Source organism: Pseudomonas sp. 09C 129 (assembly GCF_002843625.1).
Taxonomy (GTDB): domain Bacteria; phylum Pseudomonadota; class Gammaproteobacteria; order Pseudomonadales; family Pseudomonadaceae; genus Aquipseudomonas; species Aquipseudomonas chlororaphis.
The window spans coordinates 476,770-500,456 of record NZ_CP025261.1 but is presented as its reverse complement, the minus strand read 5'-3'; the positions used below and the strand labels follow the sequence as shown (position 1 = coordinate 500,456).

25 protein-coding genes are annotated in these 23,687 nt (G+C 64.8%); 15 read left to right on the top strand and 10 right to left on the bottom strand.

Annotation, left to right across the window (positions count from 1 at the left end; genetic code table 11):
• The first annotated feature begins 241 nt into the window (after window positions 1–241).
• Window positions 242–1,243 carry an LLM class flavin-dependent oxidoreductase gene (locus tag CXQ81_RS02425; protein WP_101336384.1) on the top strand — a complete coding sequence of 334 codons (1,002 nt, stop codon included), beginning with the start codon at window positions 242–244 and terminating at the stop codon, window positions 1,241–1,243.
• Between the two features lie 164 nt (window positions 1,244–1,407).
• Here the strand turns inward: CXQ81_RS02425 and CXQ81_RS02420 are convergent, their stop codons facing one another.
• Both CXQ81_RS02420 and CXQ81_RS02415 read right to left on the bottom strand, forming a co-directional pair.
• On the bottom strand, window positions 1,408–1,632 hold the full coding sequence (locus CXQ81_RS02420) for a DUF1161 domain-containing protein (protein WP_053263232.1): 225 nt from the start codon (window positions 1,630–1,632) through the stop codon (window positions 1,408–1,410).
• Window positions 1,633–1,761: 129 nt separating this feature from the next.
• Window positions 1,762–1,977, bottom strand: coding sequence for a dodecin (locus CXQ81_RS02415; protein ID WP_007926178.1), 216 nt, complete (start codon window positions 1,975–1,977; stop codon window positions 1,762–1,764).
• Window positions 1,978–2,133: 156 nt separating this feature from the next.
• Here CXQ81_RS02415 and CXQ81_RS02410 point away from each other — a divergent pair, with 156 nt between their 5' ends.
• On the top strand, window positions 2,134–2,460 hold the full coding sequence (locus CXQ81_RS02410) for a YqjD family protein (protein WP_007926179.1): 327 nt from the start codon (window positions 2,134–2,136) through the stop codon (window positions 2,458–2,460).
• Here the strand turns inward: CXQ81_RS02410 and CXQ81_RS02405 are convergent.
• Window positions 2,457–3,350: a LysR family transcriptional regulator gene (locus CXQ81_RS02405; protein WP_038583318.1), complete on the bottom strand. Its 894-nt coding sequence runs from the start codon at window positions 3,348–3,350 to the stop codon at window positions 2,457–2,459. The two genes, CXQ81_RS02410 and CXQ81_RS02405, sit on opposite strands and share 4 nt — an antisense overlap.
• Before the next feature lie 127 nt (window positions 3,351–3,477).
• On the opposite strand from CXQ81_RS02405, the gene trpB reads away from it, so the two are divergent.
• The 3 genes from trpB to CXQ81_RS02390 all read left to right on the top strand — a co-directional run bounded on the left by trpB (window position 3,478) and on the right by CXQ81_RS02390 (window position 6,113).
• Window positions 3,478–4,713, top strand: a complete 1,236-nt coding sequence (gene trpB / locus CXQ81_RS02400) for a tryptophan synthase subunit beta (protein ID WP_009041495.1) — start codon at window positions 3,478–3,480, stop codon at window positions 4,711–4,713.
• Window positions 4,713–5,531 carry a tryptophan synthase subunit alpha gene (gene trpA, locus CXQ81_RS02395; RefSeq protein WP_101336383.1) on the top strand — a complete coding sequence of 273 codons (819 nt, stop codon included), beginning with the start codon at window positions 4,713–4,715 and terminating at the stop codon, window positions 5,529–5,531. The genes trpB and trpA overlap by 1 nt, the downstream gene beginning before the upstream one ends.
• A 114-nt stretch (window positions 5,532–5,645) precedes the next feature.
• On the top strand, window positions 5,646–6,113 hold the full coding sequence (locus tag CXQ81_RS02390; RefSeq protein WP_053263229.1) for an anti-virulence regulator CigR family protein: 468 nt from the start codon (window positions 5,646–5,648) through the stop codon (window positions 6,111–6,113).
• Between the two features lie 141 nt (window positions 6,114–6,254).
• On the opposite strand, the gene CXQ81_RS02385 is transcribed toward CXQ81_RS02390, so the two are convergent.
• On the bottom strand, window positions 6,255–6,581 hold the full coding sequence (locus tag CXQ81_RS02385) for a DOPA 4,5-dioxygenase family protein (RefSeq protein WP_009046239.1): 327 nt from the start codon (window positions 6,579–6,581) through the stop codon (window positions 6,255–6,257).
• A gap of 80 nt (window positions 6,582–6,661) precedes the next feature.
• Between CXQ81_RS02385 and CXQ81_RS02380 the strand changes: the two genes are divergently transcribed.
• Window positions 6,662–7,312 (top strand): NAD(P)-dependent oxidoreductase, encoded by a 651-nt coding sequence (locus CXQ81_RS02380; protein ID WP_101336382.1) that lies wholly within the window; start codon window positions 6,662–6,664, stop codon window positions 7,310–7,312.
• 95 nt (window positions 7,313–7,407) lie between these two features.
• Here CXQ81_RS02380 and CXQ81_RS02375 read toward each other — a convergent pair whose 3' ends face one another.
• Complete coding sequence (locus tag CXQ81_RS02375) at window positions 7,408–8,358, bottom strand: LysR family transcriptional regulator (RefSeq protein ID WP_085532608.1); 951 nt, start codon at window positions 8,356–8,358, stop codon at window positions 7,408–7,410.
• Between the two features lie 114 nt (window positions 8,359–8,472).
• Here CXQ81_RS02375 and betC point away from each other — a divergent pair, with 114 nt between their 5' ends.
• The 3 genes from betC (at window position 8,473) to CXQ81_RS02360 (ending at window position 12,691) form a co-directional block, all read left to right on the top strand.
• Complete coding sequence (gene betC, locus CXQ81_RS02370) at window positions 8,473–9,987, top strand: choline-sulfatase (RefSeq protein ID WP_101336381.1); 1,515 nt, start codon at window positions 8,473–8,475, stop codon at window positions 9,985–9,987.
• Between the two features lie 15 nt (window positions 9,988–10,002).
• On the top strand, window positions 10,003–10,935 hold the full coding sequence (gene choX, locus CXQ81_RS02365; protein WP_101336380.1) for a choline ABC transporter substrate-binding protein: 933 nt from the start codon (window positions 10,003–10,005) through the stop codon (window positions 10,933–10,935).
• A gap of 187 nt (window positions 10,936–11,122) precedes the next feature.
• Window positions 11,123–12,691, top strand: coding sequence for a SulP family inorganic anion transporter (locus CXQ81_RS02360; RefSeq protein WP_101336379.1), 1,569 nt, complete (start codon window positions 11,123–11,125; stop codon window positions 12,689–12,691).
• 116 nt (window positions 12,692–12,807) lie between these two features.
• Here the strand turns inward: CXQ81_RS02360 and aroE are convergent, their stop codons facing one another.
• Window positions 12,808–13,629, bottom strand: a complete 822-nt coding sequence (aroE, locus tag CXQ81_RS02355) for a shikimate dehydrogenase (RefSeq protein ID WP_101336378.1) — start codon at window positions 13,627–13,629, stop codon at window positions 12,808–12,810.
• Window positions 13,630–13,744: 115 nt separating this feature from the next.
• The gene (gene hemF / locus CXQ81_RS02350) at window positions 13,745–14,662 is read right to left on the bottom strand and encodes an oxygen-dependent coproporphyrinogen oxidase (RefSeq protein ID WP_009041486.1); all 918 of its coding nucleotides are present in this window, start codon (window positions 14,660–14,662) and stop codon (window positions 13,745–13,747) included.
• Window positions 14,663–14,829: 167 nt separating this feature from the next.
• Between hemF and CXQ81_RS02345 the strand changes: the two genes are divergently transcribed.
• On the top strand, window positions 14,830–15,807 hold the full coding sequence (locus CXQ81_RS02345; RefSeq protein ID WP_101336377.1) for an NADPH:quinone reductase: 978 nt from the start codon (window positions 14,830–14,832) through the stop codon (window positions 15,805–15,807).
• An 80-nt stretch (window positions 15,808–15,887) separates the two neighbouring features.
• Here the strand turns inward: CXQ81_RS02345 and CXQ81_RS02340 are convergent, their stop codons facing one another.
• The 3 genes from CXQ81_RS02340 to CXQ81_RS02330 all read right to left on the bottom strand — a co-directional run bounded on the left by CXQ81_RS02340 (window position 15,888) and on the right by CXQ81_RS02330 (window position 18,716).
• Complete coding sequence (locus CXQ81_RS02340) at window positions 15,888–16,445, bottom strand: L-threonylcarbamoyladenylate synthase (protein WP_062824130.1); 558 nt, start codon at window positions 16,443–16,445, stop codon at window positions 15,888–15,890.
• 54 nt (window positions 16,446–16,499) lie between these two features.
• Window positions 16,500–17,609, bottom strand: a complete 1,110-nt coding sequence (gene dprA / locus CXQ81_RS02335) for a DNA-processing protein DprA (protein WP_101336376.1) — start codon at window positions 17,607–17,609, stop codon at window positions 16,500–16,502.
• Between the two features lie 81 nt (window positions 17,610–17,690).
• The gene (locus CXQ81_RS02330; RefSeq protein WP_101336375.1) at window positions 17,691–18,716 is read right to left on the bottom strand and encodes a LysM peptidoglycan-binding domain-containing protein; all 1,026 of its coding nucleotides are present in this window, start codon (window positions 18,714–18,716) and stop codon (window positions 17,691–17,693) included.
• 152 nt (window positions 18,717–18,868) lie between these two features.
• On the opposite strand from CXQ81_RS02330, the gene def reads away from it, so the two are divergent.
• From def to CXQ81_RS02305, 5 genes are all read left to right on the top strand, one after another.
• A complete protein-coding gene (def, locus tag CXQ81_RS02325; RefSeq protein ID WP_009041482.1) occupies window positions 18,869–19,375 on the top strand; it encodes a peptide deformylase in 507 nt (168 codons plus the stop codon).
• Between the two features lie 69 nt (window positions 19,376–19,444).
• On the top strand, window positions 19,445–20,404 hold the full coding sequence (gene fmt, locus CXQ81_RS02320; RefSeq protein WP_101336374.1) for a methionyl-tRNA formyltransferase: 960 nt from the start codon (window positions 19,445–19,447) through the stop codon (window positions 20,402–20,404).
• Entirely contained in the window at window positions 20,401–21,726 is a 1,326-nt protein-coding gene (gene rsmB / locus CXQ81_RS02315) for a 16S rRNA (cytosine(967)-C(5))-methyltransferase RsmB (protein ID WP_101336373.1), read from the top strand. The genes fmt and rsmB overlap by 4 nt, the downstream gene beginning before the upstream one ends.
• 24 nt (window positions 21,727–21,750) lie before the next feature.
• Complete coding sequence (trkA, locus tag CXQ81_RS02310; RefSeq protein ID WP_101336372.1) at window positions 21,751–23,124, top strand: Trk system potassium transporter TrkA; 1,374 nt, start codon at window positions 21,751–21,753, stop codon at window positions 23,122–23,124.
• A 136-nt stretch (window positions 23,125–23,260) separates the two neighbouring features.
• On the top strand, window positions 23,261–23,584 hold the full coding sequence (locus CXQ81_RS02305; protein ID WP_007921017.1) for a tetratricopeptide repeat protein: 324 nt from the start codon (window positions 23,261–23,263) through the stop codon (window positions 23,582–23,584).
• The last annotated feature ends 103 nt before the right edge of the window (window positions 23,585–23,687 follow it).

The window sequence follows — 23,687 nt, the reverse complement described above, 5'->3', positions numbered from 1 at the left end:
TCTGTCTCCTCGAGAACGGGCGCGAAAGGCCGCGCCCTTGTGGTTTTCTGCTACTCAGGGTTCTAGAGGATAGAAGGCCCGGCGAAGTTCATCCTGTCTGAATCCGCCGTTTATCCGGACAGCGAATTCAGCCTGGCTATTGAAACTCGGGTATATGCCCACATTGCATGAAACAGGCTTACAGCATTCGGCAGGTTTTGGCTCATGACAAAGGCCTGCACACCACTGGAGAAGCAGGCTTATGAAACCACTGTCCGACGTTAAGTTTTCCACCCTCGACCTGGTCCCCGTGCGCGAGGACGGCAGCCCGGCGCAATCGCTGCGCAATTCCCTGGACCTGGCCCGCCATGTAGAGAAGTTCGGCTACACCCGCTTCTGGGTCGCCGAACACCACAACATGGACGGTATCGCCAGCTCCGCGACCTCGGTGCTGCTGGGCTACCTGGCCGGCGGCACCTCGAGCATTCGCGTCGGCTCCGGCGGCGTGATGCTGCCCAACCATGCGCCGCTGGTGATCGCCGAACAGTTCGGCACCCTGGAAAGCCTGTATCCGGGGCGTATCGACCTGGGCCTGGGCCGCGCGCCGGGGTCGGACCAGATGACCGCCCGCGCCCTGCGCCGCGAACGTTCCGGCAGCGCCGACGACTTCCCTGAAGACGTGGCCGAACTGATGGCCTACCTCGGCCCACGCACCCCGGAACAACGGGTGATCGCGGTGCCAGGAACAGGTACCCAGGTGCCGGTGTGGTTGCTGGGCTCGAGCCTGTTCAGTGCGCAACTGGCCGGCGAGCGCGGCTTGCCTTACGCCTTCGCCTCACATTTCGCACCGCGCTACATGCACGAGGCGATTCGCGTGTACCGCCATCACTTCAAGCCTTCGGCCGTGCTCGACAAGCCTTACGTGATGCTCGGCGTGCCGCTGGTGGCGGCCGATACCGACGAACAGGCCGACTATCTGGCGACCTCGGTGTACCAGCGGATCCTCGCGCTGATGCGCGGCCAGAGCCTGGTGCAGCGCAAACCGGTGAAGAGCATGGACGGCCTGTGGCTGCCCCATGAAAAAGAGGCCGTGGGTAGCTTCCTCGGCCTGGCCATGATCGGCAGCCCGGCGAAGATCCGCGCCAAGCTCGAAGTGCTGATCGAACAGACCGGCGCCGACGAGCTGATCTTCACCTGCGACCTGTACGAGCACGCCGACCGCCTGCATTCCTACGAATTGCTGGCGCAAGTGATGAAGGGTTGAGTCTGCAATCGGGCCGAAGGGACTGGGTGATCCAGAGGCCTTGCGCGCCCTTAGGTCGCGATCTCAGCCTGCGGCAACGGCTACAGGTGCACGACTGGCCTGGCTAAACGCCGGGCACAAAAAAGCCGACGCAGCGCGTCGGCTTTGTTCATTGCTACAAGGGCTCAGCCACGCTTGTAGACGATTTCCTTGGTACCGCCTTCGCAGGTACCGACCACTTTGCCGTCAGTCGCGCTGCCTTTTTCGACAATTTCCAGCGAATAACCCGACGCGCCTTTGGCGTCGATCTTCGCGGCGATTTCGCTTTTCAGCTCTTCGCATGGCTTGCCGGCAGCAAGGGCTGTTCCCGCGACACTCAACAACACTAAAGCCATTACCTGTTTTTTCATCGGTCACATTCCCTGGTCGAATCAAAATAAGCGTCAAGCCCCGGCCTGCTCGGCATCGAGGCAGATATAGCGCTTTGCCATTCCCTATGGCAATCGGCCAGCGCACAAGTTCAACAGCCTAGCCCAGGTTCAGCTGTTGGCAATGCGGAAACCGACTTTGAGCGTGACCTGGAAATGCGCGGCCTTGCCATCCTTGATATGCCCACGGGTTTCCGTGACCTCGAACCACTCCAGGTGCTTGATGCTTTTGCTGGCTTCGGCCAGCGCATTGTTGATGGCGTCTTCGATGCTGCTAGGGGACGAACCGACCAGTTCGACTTTCTTGTAGGTGTGATGATCAGACATGGCGCGCTCTCCTTATGAGGTAGATCAAAGCCTAGCAGCGATTACCAGCAACACTGGAATAAGCCCCGGCCCATCGTCATGCAGATTTAATGCACTTTCGCCAGGCCGCGCAGTCGGACCCTACAGACCCTCAATCAACAATGCAGGAGAGCCACCATGGCCAACACTTCGTTACGCAAAGCCTCATTGGAAAGCATGGAAGCCGAGATCGAAAGTCTGCTCAAGTCCCTGGAGAGCCTCAAGGACGACGCTTCGGACGAATCGCGCAAAACCCTCAAGGCGCTGAAAAGCAACGCCGAGAGCGCGCTGAGACATTCGCGCAGCCTGCTCAGCGATGCCTATGAAGAAGTCAAAGTGAAAACCCGTGAAACCGGGATCGCCACCCGCGACTACGCCCAGCAGCACCCCTGGACCACCGCCGGCGTCGCCGTGGGCGCGCTGGGCCTGCTGGCTGCCTACCTGCTGTGCAAGCGCGGCAATTAAGGCGTCTGGCGCAGCTCGTTGCTGAGCCACTGCGCCAGTTGCCGGGCACGCCCGTCCGCGGCGCGCTTGGGTAGCCACAACGCCAGTTGCCCCGGGGTTTCACAGAAGCCCCATGGGGCAACCAGGCGTCCGGCACGCAGGTCCTCGGCCACCAGCGGCTGCGGTGCGATCGCCACGCCCAGCCCGGCCACCGCGGCCTCCAGCAAATAATACAAATGCTCGAAACCCTGGCCGAACTTCAGCGCCCCGGCGTCGATGCCGTTCTGCCGTGCCCAGCTGGGCCAGGCCTGCGGGCGCGAGGTGGTCTGTAGCAACGTCTCGTTGAGCAGCGCACTGGCCGGCGCCTCGCGCAGTTGCTCGTAACGGCTGTAGCGCGGGCTGAGCACCGGGCCGATGCGCTCGCTGGCCAGCTCAAAGACCTGCATGTCCGCCGGCCACGGCGGCTCGGCGAATACCAGCAAGGCGTCCAGCCCCGGACGGCGCGGGTCGAGATCGCCTTCGCCGGCCGACAGGTGCAGGCGCAGGTCCGGCAGGTCGGCATTCAACCGCCCCAGGCGCGGAATGAACCAGCGCGCCAGCAGGCTGCCGGAACAGCCGAGCACGAAGGGCGCATCGGCGGTGCTCTGGCTCAGCTCGGCGCAGACCGTGCGCAGGCGCTCGAAGGCATCGCTGCTGGCATCGCGCAGGCGCACACCGGCATCTGTGAGTTTAAGGCCGCGCCCTTCCTTGACGAACAGGCTCACCCCAAGATGCTCTTCGAGCACCTTCAACTGGCGGCTGACCGCGCCATGGGTGACGTGCAGCTGTTCGGCCGCCTGACTGACGCTGTTCAGGCGGGCGGTGGCTTCGAAGGCCCGGAGGGCGTTCAGAGGGGGCAGGTCGTGGCTCATTGGATATGTGAGTTTTCCTGACAGGTTGTGGCGATCTTATCGGTTTTCAGCCTGGGACGTCAGGGGTAGAGTGAACGCCATTGTCTTTCCAGCATTCACCCTTTTGACGAATCACCGGGAGCGCCCCATGAACCAGACCAACCTGCGCAACGGTCCTGATGCCAACGGCCTGTTCGGCGCGTTCGGCGGCCGTTACGTCGCCGAAACCCTGATGCCGCTGATCCTCGACCTGGCCCGCGAATACGAAGCGGCCAAGGAAGATCCGGAGTTCCTCAAGGAACTGGCCTACTTCCAGCGCGACTACGTCGGCCGTCCCAGCCCGCTGTATTTCGCCGAACGCCTGACCGAGCACTGCGGCGGCGCCAAGATCTACCTCAAGCGCGAAGAGCTGAACCACACCGGCGCGCACAAGATCAATAACTGCATCGGCCAGATCCTCTTGGCGCGGCGCATGGGCAAGAAACGCATCATCGCCGAGACCGGCGCCGGCATGCACGGCGTGGCCACCGCCACCGTGGCGGCCCGTTTCGGCCTGGACTGCGTGATCTACATGGGCACCACCGACATCGAGCGCCAGCAGGCCAACGTGTTCCGCATGAAGCTGCTGGGCGCCGAAGTGATCCCGGTGGTCGCCGGCACCGGCACCCTGAAGGACGCGATGAACGAAGCCCTGCGTGACTGGGTGACCAACGTCGACAGCACCTTCTACCTGATCGGCACCGTGGCCGGTCCGCACCCTTATCCCGCCATGGTCCGCGACTTCCAGGCGGTGATCGGCAAGGAAACCCGCGAACAGCTGCAAGCCCAGGAAGGCCGCCTGCCGGACAGCCTGGTGGCGTGCATCGGCGGCGGCTCCAACGCCATGGGCCTGTTCCATCCGTTCCTCGACGACAAGAGCGTGCAGATCATCGGCGTCGAAGCCGCCGGCTACGGCATCGAGACCGGCAAGCACGCGGCCAGCCTGAACGGCGGCCTGCCAGGCGTGCTGCATGGCAACCGGACCTTCCTGCTGCAGGACGAGGATGGCCAGATCATCGACGCCCACTCGATTTCCGCCGGCCTCGACTACCCGGGCATCGGCCCTGAACACGCCTGGCTGCACGATATCGGCCGCGTCGAATACACCTCGGTGACCGACGATGAAGCCCTGGCCGCGTTCCACCAGTGCTGCCGCCTGGAAGGCATCATCCCGGCCCTGGAAAGCGCCCACGCCCTGGCCGAAGTGTTCAAGCGCGCGCCAAACCTGCCCAAGGATCACCTGATGGTGGTCAACCTCTCGGGCCGCGGCGACAAAGACATGCAAACCGTGATGCACCACATGGAACACTCTCAACAAGAGCAATCCCAGCAGGAGAAACACTGATGAGCCGCCTGCAAACGCGCTTTGCCGAGCTTAAGCAACAGAACCGCGCCGCCCTGGTGACCTTCGTCACCGCCGGCGACCCGGGTTACGACGCTTCCCTGGCGATCCTCAAGGGCTTGCCGGCCGCCGGCGCCGACGTGATCGAACTGGGCATGCCCTTCACCGATCCGATGGCCGACGGCCCGGCGATCCAGCTGGCCAACATCCGCGCCCTGGAGGCCAAGCAGAACCTGGCGAAAACCCTGCAAATGGTTCGCGAATTCCGCGCCGGCAACAACGACACGCCCCTGGTGCTGATGGGGTACTTCAACCCGATCCACCACTACGGCGTGCCGCGTTTCATCGCCGAAGCCAAGGAAGCCGGGGTCGACGGCCTGATCGTGGTCGACATGCCGCCCGAGCACAACGCCGAGCTGTGCGACCCGTCCCAGGCCGCCGGCATCGACTTCATCCGCCTGACCACGCCGACCACCGACGACGCGCGCCTGCCGAAAGTACTGAATGGCAGCTCGGGCTTCGTCTACTACGTCTCCGTGGCCGGCGTGACCGGTGCCGGTTCCGCCACCCTGGAGCACGTGGAAGAGGCGGTGACCCGCCTGCGTCGCCACACCGACCTGCCGATCAGTATCGGTTTCGGCATCCGCACCCCGGAGCAGGCCGCGGCCATCGCCCGCCTGGCTGACGGTGTGGTGGTGGGTTCGGCGCTGATCGACCAGATCGCCAATGCCAGCAGTTCCGAGCAGGCCGTGGATGGTGTGGTGAGCCTCTGCGCCTCCCTCGCCGAAGGGGTGCGTCAAGCCCGTGTCAACCAAGGGTAAAGTTCCTGATACAGAGGAATTCGCCTCAGAGTCCACAGACTAACCAGCAAGACCAAGGGGTTCAGAACCAGGTTCTGAGCCCCTTTTTGTTGTTCGTGCTCTGAGGAAGACCCGATGAAAATGCCCAAACGCCTGATTGCCGGTCTCGGCGTGCTGATGCTCAGCGCCAGCCCGCTGCTGCACGCGGTCGCGGACCCACGTGACGACCACGACCGCGGCGGCCCGCAACCGGGTCGCTACGACAATCGAGGAGACAATCGCGGGGATAATCGGGGCGATGAACATCGCGGCCCGCAGGCCGACCGCCGTGGTGGCCCGCCTCGGGATTTCGGCCCGGTGCGCGAGACCATTCGCGACAACCACGCCTACTTCGTACGCGGCGCGCCACCGCCCCACGGCATCCATCTGGTGCGCGGCCAGCCGCTGCCCCGCGGCTACTACGGCGAACGCCTGGACAACCGCGCCCTGGCGCACCTGCCGTACTACCCGGGTTATGAATGGCGGCGCATGGGCGCCGATATCGTGCTGATCGCGGTGGGCACGGGGATCGTCTACGAGATCCTCGACGGCGTGTTGTATTGACCGCCCGCTCCCGTAAGAGCACAGCTTGCGTGCGAAGGAGACGATGCAGCCCCCCCGCCGGACCGCATCAGCGTTCATCGCGGGCAAGTCGGATCGCCGCCCGCTCGCTCCTACGGGAAACGAGCGTGCTCGCGAAAAACCTCAAAAAATCGACAGGTCCAGCGGCCGGATCGCCCCCATCCAGACCGCATGCTCCGTGTGATCCTTCAGGTCGTCCCCGGTATCGGGGTGCAGGAATACCACCAGCCCGTTGCGATTGAGCGCCAGCCACGGCAACACCTCGCCCAGGTATTGCGGCTCGAACGCCAGCTGGCAGCTCCAGTCCGGGTGCGGGCCGACCGGCCGTTCATGCACCCGCCCCATCTTCAACGGAAACAATTGCGCCGCCTGCTCGCACAGGGCCCGCGCCTGGTCGATGGTGCTGGCGTCGAAATAGACATGGGCGTGATAGCCCTTGATGCGTTGCATGGAACCTCTCATGACAAAGTCGAACCCTGGCGACAGCCCACAGGTCATAACCTTACCAGTGTAAAGAAACGGGCCGCGCCATGAAAAATGCCGAAACCCCGGTGGTCAAACTGGTGCTCTACGGTGCCATGAGCAGCCTGGGTAGCGCGCTGATGGCGGAATTCCTGCGGCGCCAGCATGAAGTCATCGCCATTCTCGACGACCTGACGGCCCTCGCCCCCCTTCCCGGTTTGCGCACCAAATGCGGTGACCTGTTCGATGCCGAGCGGGTCAGGCAAAGCGTGGCCGGAGGCGACGTGGTGGCCTGCCTGCTGGATGCTCCGGGGCTGCCCATGGGCCTTGAACAGCAGGAAAACCTGTTGCTCGAACCCCGGGAGCAACTTCGCGCGGTCGAAGCGCTGATCGCTGGCATGCAGGTCGCGGGCGTCCGGCGCCTGTTCCTGGTGGGGCATTTCGAGGTGCTGGACCAGCCGGAGGTGGAAGGCTACCCACACCGCCAGACGGCCGAAGCCATCCTCGACGCGCTGCAAGGCAGCACCTTGCGCTGGACCCTGGTGAATGCACCGCAGAGCCCCCCCGGGCTGACCCTGGAGCATTTCAGCCAGCCCGCCGGCAGCCTCCCGCCGAAGCTGGACGAGCCAGTGCAGCGACTCGCCCGGGTGGCTGCCGGCATTGCCGATGAACAGCAGCTGAACCTGCACGTGGGCGAACATGTGAACTTCGTATGTTGAATCCTTATCGCGAGCAAGCTCGCTCCTACAGAAGGTTATGCGATCCCATGTAAGAGCGAGCTTGCTCGCGATGGCTTCCACGCCAACCCCAAACCTCAGATGGCAATCGACGGCAGGCCCAGCCCGGTCAAAGATTGCGCACTGTCGGCCTGCTCGGCCATCAGCCAGTCGAAAAACCGCTGGATCAGCGCCCCGCGACGTTTGCGCTGGGGCAGGACCACGTAATAGCCGTAGCGGGAGATCAGCGTTTCGCTGATCGGCCGGCACAACAGGCCTTGCGCCAGCAAGTTATCCACAAGGTGGCGCCAGCCAATGCCCACGCCCTGGCCACCGATCGCCGCCTGGATCAGCAGGGTGTAGTTGTCGAAACGCAGCTGCCCCGGCGCCGGCGGGGTGGCGATCCCCAGTTCGCGGAACACGCCGCTCCAGTCGAACCAGTGGCTGCTGTTTTCCCCCTTCAAATGCAGCAACGGAAACTCCAGCAGCGACTGGGCACCGAGGGGCAGCGGCCGCTCCTTGAGCAGCAACGGGCTGCACACCGGAAACACTTCCTCGTTGAACAGCCAGTGACTTTCACCCTGCTTGAAACGGCCATCGCCAAACAGCACCGCCACGTCGATATCGGTGCGCAGCATGTTGTGGCTGCGCTCGCTGGTGACCAGGCTCACGTCCACCTGTGGATTGGCGGCATGAAAGCGGTGCAGGCGCGGCATCAGCCAATAGGCGGCGAAGGCGAAGTCGGTGGCCACCTGCAGCACCTCGTGCTGATGCTGGGCGGTGATGGCGCTCAGGCCGCTGTCGATGCTCTGCAAGCCGGCCTGCACCTGTTCGAACAACTGGCTGCCGGCCTCGGTCAGTTCGATGCCCCGGTAGATGCGGTCGAACAGCCGGGTGCCGAGCTGCTCCTCCAGCCGCTTGATCTGCTGGCTGATGGCCGGCTGGGTAGTGCCCAGCTCCACTGCCGCCGCGGTAAAGCTGCGCTGGCGTGCCGCCGCCTCGAATACGCGAAACAGGTCCAGGGACAGGTCGCCAAGCGCTTCATACATAAGCTGTGCTTATCCTAGTCATTGCCGTACAGGGGCTTTACCGCGAAAGCCACGGGTTACATCCTCGATCGCAGCACTTTCGCATAACTGTCCACTATGGAATGCCGCGAATACATGAAGCGCAAGAACATTCTTTTCATCATGGCCGATCAGATGGCCGCGCCAATGTTGCCGTTCTACGGTCCATCGCCCATCAAGCTGCCGCATCTGAGCCGTCTCGCCGCGCAAAGCGTGGTATTCGACGCCGCCTACTGCAACAGCCCGTTGTGCGCGCCCTCGCGTTTCACCCTGGTCAGCGGCCAGTTGCCGAGCAAGATCGGCGCCTATGACAACGCCGCCGACTTCCCCGCCGACGTCCCGACCTACGCCCATTACCTGCGCCGCCTGGGCTACCGCACCGCGCTGTCGGGCAAGATGCATTTCTGCGGCCCGGACCAACTGCACGGCTACGAAGAACGCCTGACCAGCGATATCTACCCGGCCGACTATGGCTGGGCGGTGAACTGGGACGAGCCGGACGTGCGCCCAAGCTGGTACCACAACATGTCTTCGGTGCTGCAGGCCGGGCCATGCGTGCGCACCAACCAGCTGGATTTCGACGAAGAGGTGGTGTTCAAGGCCCGCCAGTACCTGTTCGATCACGTTCGCGAAGACGGCGACCAACCGTTCTGCCTGACCGTGTCGATGACCCACCCGCACGACCCGTACACCATTCCCAAGGCCTTCTGGGATCTGTACCGCGACGAAGATATTCCGCTGCCGCAGACCCCGGCCCAGGACGCGCTCGACCCGCACTCCCAGCGCCTGCTCAAGGTTTATGACCTGTGGGACAAGCCGCTGCCTGTGGATAAGATCCGCGATGCGCGTCGTGCCTATTTCGGTGCGTGCAGCTATATCGACAGCAACGTCGGCAAACTCCTGGAAACCCTGGAGGAAACCGGGCTGAGCGACGACACCATCATTGTCTTCTCCGGCGACCACGGCGACATGCTCGGAGAGCGCGGCCTCTGGTACAAAATGCATTGGTTCGAAATGGCCGCGCGGGTGCCGCTGCTGGTCAGCGCGCCGGGGCAGTTCGCCGCCGGCCGGGTAAGCCAGGCGGTCTCGACCGCCGACCTGCTGCCGACCCTGGTGGAACTGGCCGGAGGCCAACTGCAACCTGGCCTGGCGCTGGATGGCCGCTCCCTGGTGCCGCACCTGCAAGGGCAGGGCGGGCATGACGAAGTCTTCGGCGAGTACATGGCCGAAGGCACCATCAGCCCGCTGATGATGATTCGCCGCGGCCGCTACAAGTTCATCTACAGCGAAGACGACCCGTGCCTGCTGTTCGATGTGGCCAACGACCCGCGCGAGCAGGAAGAACTCAGCCAATCGCCGCAACATCGCCCGCTATTCGAGGATTTTCTCCGCGAGGCGCGGGCCAAGTGGGATATCCCGGCCATCCATCAACAGGTACTCGCCAGCCAGCGCCGCCGTCGCTTCGTCGCGGGCGCCTTGAGCCTCGGCAAACTGAAGAGCTGGGACCACCAGCCACTGGTCGACGCCAGTGCGCAATACATGCGCAACCACATCGACCTCGACGATCTGGAGCGCAAGGCTCGTTATCCACAACCCTGCCAAAACCAATAACGTAAGGGGAAGAGCATGCAAAGGTTATCCACAGCAGTGACGACCGCGCTTCTGGCGCTGGGCAGTGTTTCGGTCCCGGCCCTGGCCTGGGCCGAACAGGGTTGCGAGACGGTGAAGATGGCCGACCCGGGCTGGAGCGACATCGCCGCCACCAACGCCATCGCCGGTTTCCTGCTGGACGGCATGGGCTACAAGGCCAAGATCGACACCCTGGCGGTACCGATCACCTTCGGCGGGCTCAAGGACGGCCAGGTGGATGTGTTCCTGGGCAACTGGATGCCGGCGCAGCAGGGCTTCTACGACAAGTTCGTGGCCAATGGCGATGTCACCCAGCTGGCGAAGAACCTGGACGGCACCGAGTTCACCCTGGCGGTGCCGGATTATGTCTGGGACGCCGGCGTGCATGACTTCAACGACCTGAATAAGTACGCAGACAAGTTCGACAAGAAGCTCTACGGCATTGGCTCCGGGGCCCCGGCCAACCTGTCGTTGCAGGAGATCATCAAGAAGAACGACTTCGACCTTGGCCAGTGGAAACTGATCGAGTCCAGCGAACAGGCGATGCTCGCCGAAGTCTCGCGGGCGGTGAAACGGCAGAAGTTCGTCACCTTCCTCGGCTGGACCCCGCACCCGATGAACGTGCAGCTGAAAATGCATTACCTCAAGGGCGGCGAGAAGTACTTCGGCGACACCGGCAGCGTCTACACCCTGACCCGCAAGGGGTATGCACAGGCCTGCCCGAATGTCGGCAAGCTGCTGGGCAACCTGAGCTTCACCCAGGAAATGGAGAACAGCATCATGGCCGAGGTGGCCAACAAGAAGGTCAGCAACTTTGACGCAGCCAAGGCCTGGATCAAGGCCAACCCGGCGGTGCTGGGCAAGTGGCTGGACGGGGTGAAGACCCTCGACGGCAAGGAGGCGCTGCCGGCGGTACAGGCCAAGCTGTAATCCACCTGTAGCCGCTGCCGCAGGCCGCGATCGACCCGCAGGGGCGTAGGGTTTTCGAGCCCGTTGAGGTCCTGCCGGACCTATCGCAGCCTGCGGCAGCGGCTACAACCGTCACTGACGGGCCTTGCACGCTCCGATCTGACACTCCACCCTGACGCCTTTCGCCCCATCCCGACCGCGAGGACCCATGGCCTGGCCCAATCGCCATTCACTCTTGCCCTTCCTGAGCTGGCTGCCCCGGCAGACCCGCGCCAGCGTCGGGCGCGACCTGCTGGTGGGCCTGAGCGGCGCCATCCTCGCGCTGCCGCAATCGATCGCCTATGCCCTGATCGCCGGCCTGCCACCAGAATACGGCCTGTATGCCGCCGTCGTCCCGGTGCTGATCGCTTGCCTGTGGGGTTCTTCCTGGCACCTGATCTGTGGCCCGACCGCGGCGATTTCCATCGTCCTCTACGCCAGCGTCAGCCCCCTGGCGGTGCCGGCGTCCCAGGACTACATCACCCTGATTCTGCTGCTGACCTTGCTCGCCGGCCTGTTCCAGTGGCTGCTGGGGTTGTTGCGCTTCGGTGCGCTGGTGAACTTCGTGTCCCATTCGGTGGTGCTCGGCTTCACCCTCGGCGCCGCGGTGGTGATCGCCCTGGGGCAGTTGCCCAACCTGCTGGGCCTGGACTTGCCGAGCGAAGCCACCGCGCTGAACAGCCTGACCTCGCTGTTCGCCCATCTCGATGCCGTGGATAAACCCTCGCTGATCCTCGGCCTGGGCACGCTGGTCGTCGGCCTGGCCCTGAAGCTGCTGGTGCCGCGCTGGCCCTCGCTGCTGATCAGCCTGATCCTCAGTGCTCTGGTGGTGTGGCTGTGGCCGGCGCTGTTCGGCCAGGTAAAACTGGTCAGCGCCTTTACCGGCCGGCTGCCGCCGTTCAGCCCGCTGCCGCTGGACCTGGACATGATCCTGCGCCTGCTGCCCAGCGCCGTGGCGGTGGGCATGCTGGGGCTGGTGACCAGCCTGTCGATCGCCCGCTCGCTGTCGGCACGCTCCGAACAGTTGCTCGATGCCAACCAGGAAGTCCGCGCCCAGGGCCTGTCGAATATCGTCGGCGCGTTTTTCTCCGGCTATCTGTCGTCCGGCTCTTTTACCCGCTCCGGCCTGAGCTACGAGGCCGGCGCCTGTTCGCCGCTGGCCGGAGTGTTCTCAGCATTGTGGGTGGCCCTGTTCGCCGTGGCCGGCGCGGCGCTGATCGCGCATATCCCGATCCCGGCCATGGCCGGGAGCATCCTGCTGATCTGCTGGGGCCTGGTGGACCACCGCGGCATTCGCGCGCTGTTCCGGGTCAGCCGCGCCGAGTTCGTGGTGATGGGCCTGACCTGTGTCGCCACCTTGCTCCTGGAGTTGCAGACGGCGATCTACGCCGGGGTCCTGGCGTCGCTGTTCTTCTACCTCAAGCGCACCTCGCAACCGCGCGTGCAGCATGGGCGCGAAGGCGACGAGGACATCCTGCGGGTCGGCGGCTCGATCTTTTTCGGCGCCAGCCATTACCTGCAAGTGCGCATGCAACGCTGCCATGCGCCGCGCCTGGTGATCGACGCCCGGCAGATCAACTTCATCGACTATTCCGGGGTGGCCATGCTGCACCAGGAAGCCCGCCGCCTGTTGCGGCAGAACCGCAGCCTGACCCTGCGTCGCGCGCGGGCCTCGGTGATCGAAGAGTTGAGAAAGCTCGAAGGCGCGGAGCAATGCCCGATCCGGTTTGAGGATTGATTGCCGGTTGCAGCGCGGTTATAGCGGCGAAGCGTTCGCGGGCAAGCCTCGCTCCTACAGAAACGCTTGCTTCCGTAGGAGCGAGGCTTGCCCGCGATCAACGATGACGCGATCTGTCAGAGCGCCAGCTGGCGCCGCAGCTCCGCCAGCACCGGCGCGGTGTCCGGACGCACGCCGCGCCACAGGAAGAAGGCTTCCGCCGCCTGCTCGGCGAGCATGCCCAGGCCATCCATGGAAATCGCCGCACCGTATTGGCTGGCCCAGCGACAGAAGGCGGTCGGCTCCTTGCCATACATCATGTCGTAGCACACCGTCTGGCCCGGCTCGATCAGGCTGGCGGCGATCGGCGGCACGTCGCCGGTGAGGCTGGCCGAGGTGGCGTTGATGATCAGGTCCACCGGCTCGCGCAACCAGTCGAAACCACTGGCCGACACCGGCCCGAGGTCGCTGAACAGCTCGGCCAGCAGTTCGGCCTTTTCCACCGTGCGGTTGGCGATGATCACCGACGCCGGCTGTTCCGCCAGCAGCGGCTCCAGCGCGCCACGCACCGCGCCGCCGGCCCCCAGCAGCAGAATGCGTTTGCCCTTGAGGCTGAAGCCGGCGTTGACCGTCAGGTCGCGCACCAGGCCGGCGCCGTCGGTGTTGTCGCCCAACAGGCTGCCATCGGCGAGCTTGCTCAAGGTATTCACCGCGCCGGCGCGCTGGGCGCGTGCGGTCAGGCTGTCGGCCAGGCGGTAGGCCTCCTCCTTGAACGGCACCGTGACATTGGCGCCACGCCCGTCAACGAAGAACCCGCGGGTACAGCCGGCGAAATCGTCGAGGGGCGCCAGCAGGGTGGTGTAGACCAGCCGCTGCGCCGTCTGCTCGGCGAACAGCCGATGAATCAGCGGCGATTTGCTGTGGCCGATCGGGTTACCAAAAACGACGTACTGATCCATCCAATAAAACCCTCATGCACATCCCTGTAAGGAACCAGCTTGCTGGCGACAGGGACGCTGCGCTGTTCTGTTCAATCGCATTATCGTCCAGCGCCGGCCAGCCTGCTGCAACGCTTTACGCAGAGCCCGCCAGCCAGTCGCGGTCTTGCAGGAAGTATTCGGTCAGGCGCGCTTCTTCGCTGCCCGGCTCGGCTTTCCAGTCGTAGCCCCAGCGCACCTGCGGCGGCAGGGACATGAGGATCGACTCGGTACGCCCGCCCGATTGCAAGCCGAACAGGGTGCCTCGATCGTAGACCAGATTGAACTCGACATAACGGCCGCGACGGTATTCCTGGAACTCGCGCTGCTTCTCGGTATAGCCCAGGGCCTTGCGGCGCTGGACGATCGGCAGGTAGGCCTCGAGGTAGGCGTCGCCGATGGCGCGCATGAAGGCGAAGCTGGTGTCGAAGTCCCACTCGTTGAGGTCGTCGAAGAACAGGCCGCCGATGCCGCGCGGTTCATTGCGATGCTTGATGTGGAAGTAGCTGTCGCACCAGGCCTTGTAGCGCGGGTAGACGTCCGGGCCGAAGGGCGCGCAGGCCTTTTGTGCGACGCGGTGCCAGTGCACGCAGTCTTCCTCGTTGGCGTAGTAGGGGGTCAGGTCGAAACCGCCGCCGAACCACCAGACCGGCTCTTCTCCTGCCTTTTCGGCGATGAAGAACCGTACGTTGGCGTGGGAAGTCGGCACATGCGGGTTGTGCGGGTGGATCACCAGCGACACGCCCAGCGCCTCGAAGCCACGGCCGGCCAGTTCCGGCCGGTGGGCGCTGGCGGACGGCGGCAAGCCGCTGCCGAACACGTGGGAAAAGTTGACGCCGCCTTTCTCGATCACTGTACCGTCGGCAATCACCCGGGTGCGCCCGCCACCGCCGGCCGGTCGGGTCCAGGCGTCTTCGACGAAGCGCGTACCGCCGTCTTCGGCTTCCAGGGCGGCGCAAATACGGTCTTGCAGGTCGAGCAGGTAGGCTTTTACGGCCTCGGTGCGGGTAGTCATGGCATCACCTTGAATCGGGCAAAGCTACGCGGCGCCAGGGATACAGCGGGGGCCTGCGCAAATGGGCGCGTAGCATAACACCGCACAGGGGCCGGTCGCAGTTGACGGCGGTCAAGCATAGGAGTCCGATAAGGCACTTTCGCGACACGACCGAGGAGAGAGTGCAGATGGCCAAACGTATCCAGTTCCGGGCCCATGGCGGCCCGGAAGTGCTTGAGTATGTGGATTACCAACCCGCCGAACCGGGCCCGCAACAGGTCCGCGTGAGTAACAAGGCCATCGGCCTGAACTTCATCGACACCTACTACCGCAGCGGCCTCTACGCGCCACCGGCCTTGCCATCGGGCCTGGGCGCCGAAGGGGCCGGGGTGGTCGAGGCGGTGGGCAGCGCCGTGACCCGCTTCAAGGTCGGCGATCGCGTGGCCTATGGCAGCGGCCCGCTCGGTGCCTACAGCGAAGTGCATGTACTGCCCGCAGACAACCTGGTGCACCTGCCGGACAGCATCAGCTTCGAACAGGCGGCCGGGGTGATGCTCAAGGGCCTGACCGTACAGTACCTGCTGCGCCAGACCTACGAGCTCAAGGGCGGCGAGACCGTGCTGTTCCACGCCGCCGCCGGCGGGGTCGGGCTGCTCGCCTGCCAGTGGGCCAAGGCCCTGGGGGTGAAGCTGATCGGTACCGTCAGCTCGCCGCAGAAAGCCGCGCTGGCGAAATCCCTCGGTGCCTGGGAAACCATCGACTACAGCCATGAAGACGTGGCCAAGCGCGTGCTGGAGCTGACCGACGGCAAGAAATGCCCGGTGGTCTACGACGGCGTGGGCAAGGACACCTGGCTGACTTCGCTGGACTGCCTGCAGCCACGGGGCCTGATGGTCAGCTTCGGCAATGCCTCGGGAGCAGTAGAGGGGGTCAACCTGGGCATCCTGGCGGCCAAGGGCTCGCTGTACGTCACCCGTCCGACCCTGGGCACCTACGCCAACAACGCCGAGAACCTGCAGGCCATGGCCGACGACCTGTTCGCCATGATCGCCAGCGGCAAGCTGAAGATCGAGATCGGCCAGCGTTATCCGCTGGCGGAAGCGGCGAAGGCGCAGACCGAGCTGTCGGCGCGACGCACCACGGGTTCGACCATTCTGTTGCCTTGAAATGCATCGCGGGCAAGCCTCGCTCCTACGGATGTGGGTCGTAGGAGCGAGGCTTGCCCGCGATAAACGACGACGCGGTGTCAGGCCGGACGCACGATCTTACCGGTCACCAGGTCGCGGATCAGGCTCGGGTTCTTGCGCCCGCCCAGGCTGCCGCCCAGGACCATGTCCAGCTCCCCGCGGAAATACTGCTCGACGCGAATCCGCGTGCGGGCCGCAGGGCGCCCCTGGGGGTTGGCCGAGGTGGAAATCAGCGGCCCCACCAAGGCGCACAACTCACGCACCAGTGGATGATCGCTGACTCGCAGGGCCACGGTGTCGTGGACCCCGGTGACCCATTCCGGCAACAGATTCTGATGGGGTACCAGCCAGGTGTTCGGGCCCGGCCAGGTGCTGGCCATGCGATCGAGCCATTCCTGGGGAAAATCCTCGAAGAGAAAATCGAACTGGCGGATGTTGTCGGCGATCAGGATCAGGCCCTTGTCCACAGAGCGCGACTTGATGGCCAGCAACCGGTCCACCGCCTCTTCGTTCCACGGGTCGCAACCCAACCCCCAGACTGCTTCGGTTGGATAGGCAATCACCGCCCCTGCGCGAATTTCTCGTGCGGCTTGTTGCACACGCCAACTGCTGACCATTGCTGACTCTCCGGATTAAGGCTGTGCGCAGTTTACCGATCCTGCCTATAAAGCCTAGCCTTTTGCCCGGGCAAACCAGCAGCCGCCTTCGCACGTCGCCTGACCCTCCAGCTCCAGTTCGGTGAGCGCCGCCAGCACCCTGGGCAGGCTCCAGCCACTGGCCTGCACCAGGCCCTCGCTGGTCTGCGGCGCGGCATGCAACAGCGCCAGCAACGGGTGAGCGGGCGCGGCTGTTGGCGGGGCCGTGGATAACGGCAGTCGTTGCCAGCCACGCAGGGCTTCGAGGATATGTTCGATGGTTTCCACCAGCACCGCGCCATCGCGAATCAGCTGATGACAACCCCGGGCTCCCGGATGATGGATCGACCCGGGTATCGCATACACCTCGCGGCCTTGCTCGGCGGCGAGCCGGGCGGTGATCAGCGAACCGCTGGCGACGCTGGCCTCCACCACCAGCACGCCAAGGGACAGGCCGCTGATGATCCGGTTGCGCCGGGGAAAGTGGCTGGCGTGGGGCCCGGTCTCCAGCGGGAACTCGGAAACCAGCGCGCTGCCCTGGGCGATCATGGCATCGGCCAGGCGCCGGTTGCGCTGTGGATAAAATTTTTCCAGGCCGGTGCCGAGCACGCCGACGGTCTGCCCGCCGACCTCCAGGGCGGCCTGGTGCGCCGCGCCATCGATCCCCAGTGCCAGGCCGCTGGTGATGACAAAACCGGCCGCGGCCAGGCTGCGGGAAAAGGCCGCGGCGGTGTCCATCCCGGGCCGCGAAGCGCGACGGCTGCCGACCACCGCCAACTGCGGTTTTTCCAGGATGCGTGGGTCGCCGGCAACAAACAGCAGCGGCGGCGCATCGGCGATTTCATTCAACAGCGGCGGGTAGTCCGGCTGGTCCCACATCAGTAAATGCTGGCCCGGACGCTCCAGCCAGGCCAATGCATGGCTGGCGCCATCACGCACTTCGGCGTTGCGCCGAGCCTCGGCCGCGCCCGCCGGCAGGCCCAGCGCGCGCCAGGCACTGGCCGGTGCGCTGATGGCCTTGGAGGCCGAACCGAAGGCTTCGAGCAGCAGCTGAAAACGCTTCGGGCCGAGGTCCGGCAAGCGGTGCAAACGTAGGCGGGCTTCCAGTTCCGCGGGGGAAACCGGAGCCTGGGCAGACAGTGACATGGGATCATCCTTGATCGTTATAAGCCCGGTCGTAGCAGGAATAAGCTGTGGATAACTCTGTTGGTAACTTGTTGAGGGTTTTTACGGGTTACGGACTTTGTCCATGATCGCCAGGGAACGGGAAGCGTTGAGCACCAGGCCGTAACTGAGCTTGTCGTAGGTGCGGAAAACCATCAGCAGACCGGCCCGCTCATCCGGCATTTTCACCTGTCCACCGGCCACCCGGTCGCGTACGGTTTCGCCGGTTTTCATTACCGCCAGCACGTTGCCTTCAGCCAGACCATCGCGCCGTCCCTTGTTCAACGTCACCACATCCAGCGCGCCGATCTGGGTGACACCCCGTGGCACGTCGATGATCAGGCCCTCGACCGCCCAGCTCGGCGCGCTGGGGACAAAGGTCGAGTTGATGGTCCGTGGCTCGCCGCCGAACAGGCGGTCGCCCAGGCGCACTTCCTGGGTGGTGCGCTGCAATTGCAGGGTGGCGATATCGCCCTCGACCGCGACCACCTCGCCGCCGCCGATTTCGTCGGCGTTGACTCCCAGCACTTCGCCGCTCTGCGGGTCGGTGTAGGTCTTGCCCTGGCGGAAGATGCCGAAGACCGATTGCTCCGGGTCGAAGCGGCCGCGCGCGAAGATCCGGTCGCCGGTGCCGCTGAGTACCCGTTCGGCATCGCCGGCGACTATGTAGGGCGCACTGTCGAAGGCGTCCGCCCGGTCGAGGATGCGGTTGCTCAGCAGAAAGCTGTCGATGGCCTGCAGTGGAATGCTCGGGATCGCCTCGACCAGTGGCGTGCGGCGTACCTGGGGCGAGAGCTTGACGGTGCCCCGGGAAGCGCCGCGCTCCAGGGTCAGGCGTGGTTCGCCATCGACCCGGACCAGCGTCAGGGAGTCGCCGGGGTAGATCAAATCGGGGTCGGCGAGGCTGGAATTGGCCTGCCAGAGCGCCGGCCATTGCCAGGGATCGCGCAGGAAGCGATTGGCGATGCTCCACAAGGTATCGCCCGCCACTACGGTGTAGCGCTGTGGATAACCCTCCCGGAGCGGCACCTGCGCCTGGCCGAAACCGGCCCAGCCCACGAGCAGCAAGGCGAGTAGTGATTTCCTCATGCGGTGAATCCCTTTATTATGTGTATTCGCGTGAAACGCTAGCGCCTGTGCGCTCCCTGCTCCTGACCGAGCACGTTTTACAACGGTTGCCCTTCCAGAACCCGCAAGGCCTCCGACTCCGAATTTACTTCACACGTGTAGCAATTACGCTTATGGCCATTTTAAACATCCTCGAATTCCCCGACTCGCGCCTGCGCACTATCGCCAAACCAGTGGCCGTAGTGGACGACGAAGTGCGTCAGTTGGTCGACGACATGTTTGAAACAATGTATGAGGCGCCCGGCATCGGCCTGGCCGCTACCCAGGTCAACGTGCACAAGCGCATCGTGGTCATGGACCTGTCCGAAGACCGCAGCGAGCCACGGGTGTTCATCAACCCCGAGTTCGAAGCGCTCACCGACGAAATGGGCCAGTACCAGGAAGGCTGCCTGTCGGTACCGGGCTTCTACGAGAACGTCGATCGTCCGCAACGCGTGAAAATCAAGGCCCTGGACCGTGACGGCCAACCTTACGAACTGATCGCCGAAGGCCTGCTCGCGGTGTGCATCCAGCACGAATGCGACCACCTCAACGGCAAATTGTTCGTCGATTACCTGTCCACGCTCAAACGCGACCGGATCAAGAAGAAGCTGGAAAAGCAGCATCGTCAGCAAGCTTGATTCCCTTCTTCCAAAGGCTTGCAGCGGCAAGCCTTTTTCTTTTCCGCGTGTTTATTACCGAGAACTCCCATGACTGAGCCACTGCGCATCGTCTTTGCCGGCACCCCGGAATTCGCCGCCGAACACCTCAAGGCCCTGCTCGACAGCCCTTACGAGATCGTCGCGGTCTACACCCAGCCGGACCGCCCGGCCGGGCGCGGGCAAAAGCTGATGCCGAGCCCGGTCAAGCAGCTGGCGCTGGAGCACCACATCCCCGTGCTGCAACCGCCGACCCTGCGCGACCCGCAGGCCCAGGCCGAACTGGCGGCCCTCGCGCCGGACCTGATGGTGGTGGTCGCCTACGGCCTGATCCTGCCGCAGGCGGTACTGGATATTCCGCGCCTGGGCTGCATCAACAGCCACGCCTCGCTGCTGCCACGCTGGCGCGGGGCGGCGCCGATCCAGCGCGCCGTGGAAGCCGGCGACGCGCTGAGCGGCGTGACCGTGATGCGCATGGAAGCCGGCCTGGACACCGGGCCGATGCTGCTCAAGGTCAGCACCCCGATCAGCGCTACCGACACCGGCGGCAGCCTGCATGACCGTCTCGCCGAAATGGGCCCGCCGGCCGTGGTGCAGGCCATCGCCGGCCTCGCCGCCGCAACCCTGCAAGGCGAAGTGCAGGACGACAGCCTGGCCACCTACGCCCATAAATTGAACAAGGACGAAGCGCGGATCGACTGGAGCCGCCCTGCGCTGGAGCTGGAGCGCCTGGTACGAGCCTTCAACCCCTGGCCGATCTGCCACAGCACGCTGAACGGTGAAGCGCTGAAGGTGCTGGCCGCCAGCCTCGCCGAAGGCAAGGGCGTGCCGGGCACCATCCTCGGCGCCAGCAAGGACGGCCTGCTCGTCGCCTGCGGTGAGCAGGCGCTGTGCCTGACCCGCCTGCAATTGCCCGGCGGCAAGGCGCTGAACTTCAGCGACCTGTTCAACAGCCGTCGCGAGAAATTCACCACCGGCACCGTGCTCGGACAAGCGGCGGACGCCCAATGAACCCGCGTCTGGCCGCCGCCAAGGCCCTGACCTCGGTCCTCAACGGCAAAGCCTCGCTCAACAGCTCGCTGCCAATCCTGCTGGACAAGGTCGAAGCGCGCGATCGCGGCTTCACCCAGGACCTGGCTTTCGGCACCGCGCGCTGGCAGCCACGGCTGGCGGCGCTGGCCGCCAAACTGTTGCAGAAGCCGTTCAAGGCGGCCGATGCCGACGTCGAGGCGCTGCTGCTGGTAGGCCTTTATCAATTGCTCTACACCCGCGTCCCGGCGCACGCCGCCATCGGCGAAACCGTGGGCTGCGCCGACAAGCTGAAAAAGCCCTGGGCCAAGGCACTGATCAATGCCGTGCTGCGCCGCGCCCAACGCGAGAGCGAAGCACTGTTCGCCGAGCTGGAACGCGACCCGGTGGTGCGTACCGCCCATCCGCGCTGGCTGCAAAAGTCCCTCAAGGCGTTCTGGCCCGAGCAGTGGGAAGCCATCTGCGCCGCCAACAACGCCCACCCGCCGATGATCTTGCGGGTCAACCGCCGCCATCATTCCCGCGCCGCCTATCTCCAGCTGCTGAGCGAGGCCGGCGTTGCCGCCAAGCCTTGCGTCTACAGCCAGGACGGCATCGTGCTCGATGAAGCCGCCGACGTGCGCGCCCTGCCGGGCTTCGCCGAAGGCTGGATCAGCGTGCAGGACGAAGCCGCGCAACTGGCCGCCGAGTTGCTGGAACTGGCGCCGGGACAGCGGGTGCTGGACGCCTGCTGCGCGCCCGGCGGCAAGACCTGCCACATCCTCGAAGTCGAGCCCGCGCTGGCCGGCGTGGTCGCGGTGGACCTGGAAGCCAAGCGCCTGGTGCGTGTCCAGGAGAACCTCGACCGCCTGAACCTTCGCGCCGAGCTGATCGCCGCCGACGGCCGCGACACCGCCGCCTGGTGGGACGGCAAGCCGTTCCAGCGCATCCTGCTGGACGCGCCATGCTCGGCCACCGGGGTGATCCGCCGCCACCCGGATATCAAGCTCACCCGTCAGGCCGACGACATCGCCGCCCTGGCCAGCCTGCAAGGCGAACTGCTGGACGCCATGTGGTCGACCCTGGAAGTCGGCGGCATCCTGCTGTACGCCACCTGCTCGACCTTGCCGACCGAAAACACCGAGGTCATCGAGGCTTTCCTGGCCCGTACCCCGGGTGCTCGCGAACTGGACATCGCCGGGCAACTGGGTCAGCCTCCGGCCGGCCTGAAGCAGCCCCACGGTCGCCAGCTGCTGGCGCAAGAGGGCGGCCACGACGGGTTCTACTACGCCAAGCTGATCAAGATTGCCGCCGCGCGCGGTTAAGAAAGGTTCTAAGGGAGTGACTGGATGAAGATCATCATCCTCGGAGCAGGGCAGGTGGGCGGCACGCTGGCAGAGCATCTGGCCAGCGAAGCCAACGACATCACGGTGGTCGACACCGACGGCGAACGCCTGCGCGATCTCGGCGACCGCCTGGACATCCGCACCGTACAGGGCCGCGGTTCGTTCCCCACGGTACTGCGCCAGGCCGGCGCCGACGATGCCGACATGCTGGTCGCGGTGACCAACAGCGACGAAACCAATATGGTCGCCTGCCAGGTCGCCCACACCCTGTTCCACACCCCGACCAAGATCGCCCGGGTCCGCGAAGCGGCCTACCTGACCCGCGCCGGCCTGTTCGACAACGAGGCGATTCCGGTCGACGTGCTGATCAGCCCGGAACAGGTGGTGACCAACTACATCAAGCGCCTGATCGAACACCCCGGCGCCCTGCAGGTGATCGACTTCGCCGAAGGCAAGGCCCAACTGGTGGCGGTCAGGGCCTATTACGGCGGGCCGCTGGTGGGGCAGCAACTGCGCCAGCTGCGCGAGCACATGCCCAACGTCGACACCCGCGTGGCGGCGATCTTCCGCCGTGACCGGCCGATCCTGCCCCAGGGCGATACGGTGATCGAGGCCGACGACGAAGTGTTCTTCATCGCCGCCAAGGCCAACATCCGTGCGGTGATGAGCGAGATGCGTCGCCTCGACGAGTCCTACAAGCGCATCGTCATCGCCGGCGGCGGGCAGATCGGCGAACGCCTGGCCGAAGCCATCGAAAGCCGTTACCAAGTGAAGATCATCGAGATGAATCCGGCGCGTTGCCGCTACCTCTCGGATAACCTCGACAGCACCGTGGTCCTGCAAGGCAGCGCCTCGGACCGCGACCTGCTGATGGAGGAAAACATCGCCGACGCCGATATCTTCCTGGCCCTGACCAACGATGACGAGGCCAACATCATGTCCTCGCTCCTGGCCAAGCGCCTGGGGGCGAAGAAGGTGATGACCATCATCAACAACCCGGCCTATGTCGACCTGATCCAGGGCGGCGATATCGACATCGCCATCAGCCCGCAGCTGGCCACCATCGGTACCCTGCTGGCCCACGTGCGCCGTGGCGATATCGTCAGCGTGCACTCGCTGCGCCGTGGCGCGGCGGAAGCCATCGAGGCGATCGCCCATGGCGATGCCAAATCGAGCAAGGTGATCGGCCGCTCCATCGAGGACATCGCGCTGCCGCCAGGCACCACCATCGGCGCGATCATCCGCGACGAGGAAGTGCTGATCGCCCACGACGACACGGTGATCGAAGCCGGCGACCATGTGATTCTGTTCCTGGTGGATAAAAAACATATCCGCGATGTGGAGAAGCTGTTCCACGTGGGCTTGAGCTTTTTCTGATCCAACGCCGTCCTGTAGCCGCTGCCGCAGGCTGCGAACGCCCCGCAGGGGCGCGGCGATCTCCGGCCCGCAGGAGGTCCTTCGGACCTATCGCAGCCTGCGGCAGCGGCTACAAGAGTCCACAGGAGTGACAACGATGCTCGAATCCCTGGAAAAAATGCTCGCCAAGGGCATGGATAACTCGCTGCTGCGCTTCGGCCTGGGCAAGGGTTATCTGGATCTGCACGAATACGCCAAGGCCGCCGAGCACCTGCAACGCTGCGTCGGTTTCGACCCCAAGTATTCGGCGGCGTGGAAGCTGCTGGGCAAGGCCTATCAAGGCCTGGAGGACTATGCGGCGGCGCGCCAGGCCTGGGAGCAGGGCCTGGAAGCAGCCCGCGGACATGGCGACAAGCAGGCGGAAAAGGAAATGACGGTGTTCCTCAAGAAGCTCGAGCGCCAGGGCAAAGGCGCACTGTAGCCGCTGCCGAGTGAGCGAGGCTGCGTACGAGGACGTAGTCCTCGCTAAACCTGAACACCGGGATTGTCAGGAGAATCGCAGCACCTGGTCTTGCGACCGCTTC